This window comes from Sphaerospermopsis kisseleviana CS-549 (assembly GCF_028329225.1).
Classification (GTDB): Bacteria; Cyanobacteriota; Cyanobacteriia; order Cyanobacteriales; family Nostocaceae; genus Sphaerospermopsis; species Sphaerospermopsis kisseleviana.
This window is the reverse complement of record NZ_JAQMTI010000313.1, coordinates 1-3,583: the sequence shown is the minus strand read 5'-3', so window position 1 is coordinate 3,583 and position 3,583 is coordinate 1. Positions and strand designations below refer to the sequence as shown.

At 41.3% G+C, this 3,583-nt stretch carries 2 protein-coding genes; one reads left to right on the top strand and one right to left on the bottom strand.

Features of this window, described 5'->3' with window-relative positions; all coding sequences use genetic code 11:
• Nucleotides 1-1,565: serine/threonine-protein kinase (locus tag PN497_RS23945; protein ID WP_272110966.1), on the bottom strand; the 1,565-nt coding region annotated here is incomplete at its 3' end.
• A gap of 765 nt (nt 1,566-2,330) precedes the next feature.
• On the opposite strand from PN497_RS23945, the gene PN497_RS23940 reads away from it, so the two are divergent.
• Nucleotides 2,331-3,347 (top strand): ribose-phosphate pyrophosphokinase, encoded by a 1,017-nt coding sequence (locus tag PN497_RS23940; protein WP_096569656.1) that lies wholly within the window; start codon nt 2,331-2,333, stop codon nt 3,345-3,347.
• The last annotated feature ends 236 nt before the right edge of the window (nt 3,348-3,583 follow it).

Below are 3,583 nucleotides of genomic sequence, written 5' to 3'. Positions count from 1 at the left end.
GTTTCGGTGGGGGTGGGGGTTTCGGTGGGGGTTGGGGTTTCGGTGGGTGTAGGTTCAACTGGGTTTTCTAAAGCGATATTCAAACTATAATCACTTTCAGCCACTTCTGTGGACAAAGTTAATTGAATAATGTATTCACCACTATTTGATAATAGCCCTTGATAAGAAGTAACTCGCTCTGAATCATAACTAATCGGTTGACCATCAGCGGTTAGCACCGCTAACACAACTCCACTTTCTTTGTCAACAGATACAGTTAACTTTTGCCCAACATCACCCGTAAAACTGTATTTAATTATTTCCTGAGCCTTGATAGTATCATCTACCTTAATTGTGTTAGATGTTCCGAATCTCAAACGTTTTGTATAGAAAACAAATTCAGTATTAGTCGGTGTTGGTGTTGGTGTTAATGTTAAATCTGGTGTTGGTGTAGATGTCACACCGGGAATAACAGGAGAAGGAAAACTTTGGGGTGTGGTTGCTTGTTCTGGTGGTGTTTGTGATTGTTGACTGCGAAGAGAATTAACCACTGTCCAAGAACCAAATCCTGCTAAGATTACTACGGCACTGCCAATAGCACCAATAGCTAACGGATTATCTAAGATAGAGCTACTTTGATGCTGTGGAATTACTGGATCAAGTGTGTTGGGTGTTAGTGGTAAAGGATCGGGACGATGACTAACAGCAACAGTTGGCAGATATGATACCTCTGGCTGCGGAATATGCCGTTGCTCCAGAGATTCTAAAGCTGATAATACATCCTTAGCACTTTGATAGCGATCGCCCGGTACATAACTTAACATCCGATTTAAAACTTCAGCAAATCCGTGATTCACTTCTACCCATTGCTGCCAGTTCCAAGTCAGTTGGGTTTCATCAAATAACTCTGCTGGTTCTTTTCCCGTCAACAAAACTATAGCCGTTACCGCCAGTGCATACAAATCACTATTAGGATAAGCTTTACCGGACTGCATTTGTTCACTAGGAGAATAGCCCGGTTTACCCACCGTTGTCACCGGCTTTTTTTCCGGGGTAGATAACCGTGTAGCGAGTTCTTTCACCACCCCAAAATCAATTAATACAGGTTTTTGATCAATATCCCGTAAAATCAAATTATCCGGCGAAATATCCCGGTGAATAATTCTCTTCTTGTGAATATGCTCCAAAACGGGCAACAAAGAGCATAGCAAGTGTAATACCTCAGCTTCAGTAAAAGCTTGACTTTCAGCGCGACGTTCATTTAACAGGGTGTGATAGGTCTTGCCGCTAATGTAATCTTGCACCAAAAATAAGCGTTGATCTTGGGAAAACTTCTCTCTAAACTTGGGTATTTGCAGATGCTCGATTTGATATAAAGTGGCAGCTTCGCGTTCAAACAACTCCTGTGCCTTTTTTCCACCATAAACACCCGTCTCCGTGAGCATTAATTCTTTAATTGCACAAAGTTCGTTAAAGCGTCTTTCGTCTTCTGCGAGATAGGTTCTACCAAAACCCCCTTGTCCGAGAATGTGAATGATGTGATAACGATTTTGTAGAACAGTACCAACTTTAATGGGTGGTTGCATAATCAATAGAGTAAGTGTAATAGCAACTGAGCTAGAAATTAACTAAAGCATAAACGTGGGAATTGGGAATTGGGAATTGGGAATTGGGAATTGGGAATAGTTGATTAGAAAAAATAAAATTGATTACCTAGTCCCCAGTCCCCAGTCACCAGTCCCCAGTCCCCAATATAGAAGATCGAATAACTGAGTTTCTCAATTTGACGCTAGTATCATAAAATAGACATCTCCGAAAAAGAATGTAGAGACGTTGTATGCAACGTTTCTACAAGGGTTCTGGAAACCGCATATTTAATGTCTGAAGATGTCTAATAAGTACCAGCATCTTGAAGGCTTAATCTTTGGTTTTCAACATTCCGCAGTCAGAAAATTTCTATTGTCCCCTGCTTAAATTGTCAACTGGCATTGATCATTTTCTGTGGGACTGATTAATACTGTTGAAAATTGGAAACAATTTTGAATTTATGTGCAAATAAATTGATCTCAGTGATAAAAGAAACGGTATAATAAGTGATCTACCATAGCAAATTATCAAATATTTGGGTGGTTCATTCCAATTTCCAAAAATGGAACTCTGAAACTATTGATCAAAATAGATGTCAGTATATTCCTCATTGGTTTTTTCTCAGAAGAACTAGAAAATTAGTGAATGTAAGTATATGGAGAAATATTGCAAGTTTGTATAGAAGTTTCAACAAAACTTACAAATGTTTTGTTTAGTCTATCTATGACCGTGAAATCTGCTAAATCTCTGATGATAATATCGCCATGAATGCACATCGAGGATCTGCTGTGCTGAGTTCTGCAACTTTGACAATGCACCCAGTCACCACAGGACTGACTGAAAATCACCGTCTGCGGCTGTTTTCTGGCTCTGCCAATTTACAATTATCCCAAGAAGTCGCTCGTTACCTGGGGATGGACTTGGGTCCGATGATTCGCAAAAGATTTGCGGATGGTGAACTGTATGTTCAAATCCAAGAATCTATTCGCGGTTGTGATGTCTATTTAATCCAGCCAACGTGCCAGCCAGTTAACGACCATTTAATGGAATTACTGATCATGATTGATGCTTGTCGTCGCGCATCTGCACGGCAAATTACCGCAGTAATTCCCTATTATGGTTATGCCCGCGCTGACCGTAAAACCGCAGGACGAGAATCTATCACCGCTAAACTGGTTGCTAACCTGATTACTCAAGCTGGTGCTAGTCGTATTCTCGCAATGGACTTACACGCAGCACAAATACAGGGGTATTTTGACATACCCTTTGATCATGTTTATGGTTCACCCGTGATACTGGATTATTTACAGAGTAAACAACTACATGATGTTGTAGTTGTTTCCCCTGATGTGGGCGGTGTTGCCAGAGCCAGAGCATTTGCCAAAAAATTGAATGATGCACCTCTGGCAATCATTGATAAACGCCGTCAAGCTCACAACGTCGCTGAGGTTTTGAATGTCATCGGTGATGTCAGAGGCAAAACGGCGATTTTAGTAGATGACATGATTGATACAGGCGGAACAATTACAGAAGGGGCGAAATTACTCCGTCAAGAAGGCGCTGGTCAAGTATATGCTTGTGCTACCCATGCCGTATTTTCACCACCAGCGATTGAACGCTTATCCAGTGGCTTATTTGAGGAAGTGATAGTTACTAACACTATTCCTATTCCTGAAAGTAATCGTTTTCCTCAGTTAGTCACGCTGTCAGTTGCTAATTTACTTGGTGAGGCGATTTGGCGGATTCACGAAGATAGTTCATTAAGTAGCTTATTCCGTTAGATGGCGAATTAAATCACCCCCAAGGATGATTTTTATCTGGAGTCAGTAGGGGTTTAGCAATGCTAAACCCTTACATTTATCTTGGGGAATAGGGAATAGGGAATAGGGAATAGGGAATAGGGAATAGTTGATTAAAAAACATAAAATTGATTACCCAGTCCCCAGTCCCCAGCGATGCACTGAGCTTGTCGAAGTGTCCCCAGTCCCCAGTCCCCAGTCCCCAGTCCCCAGTCACC

Coding starts and splice junctions, on each gene's coding strand:
- PN497_RS23940 (WP_096569656.1), top strand. CDS start 2,331: ATGAATGCACATCGAGGATCTGCTGTGCTGAGTTCTGCAACTTTGACA.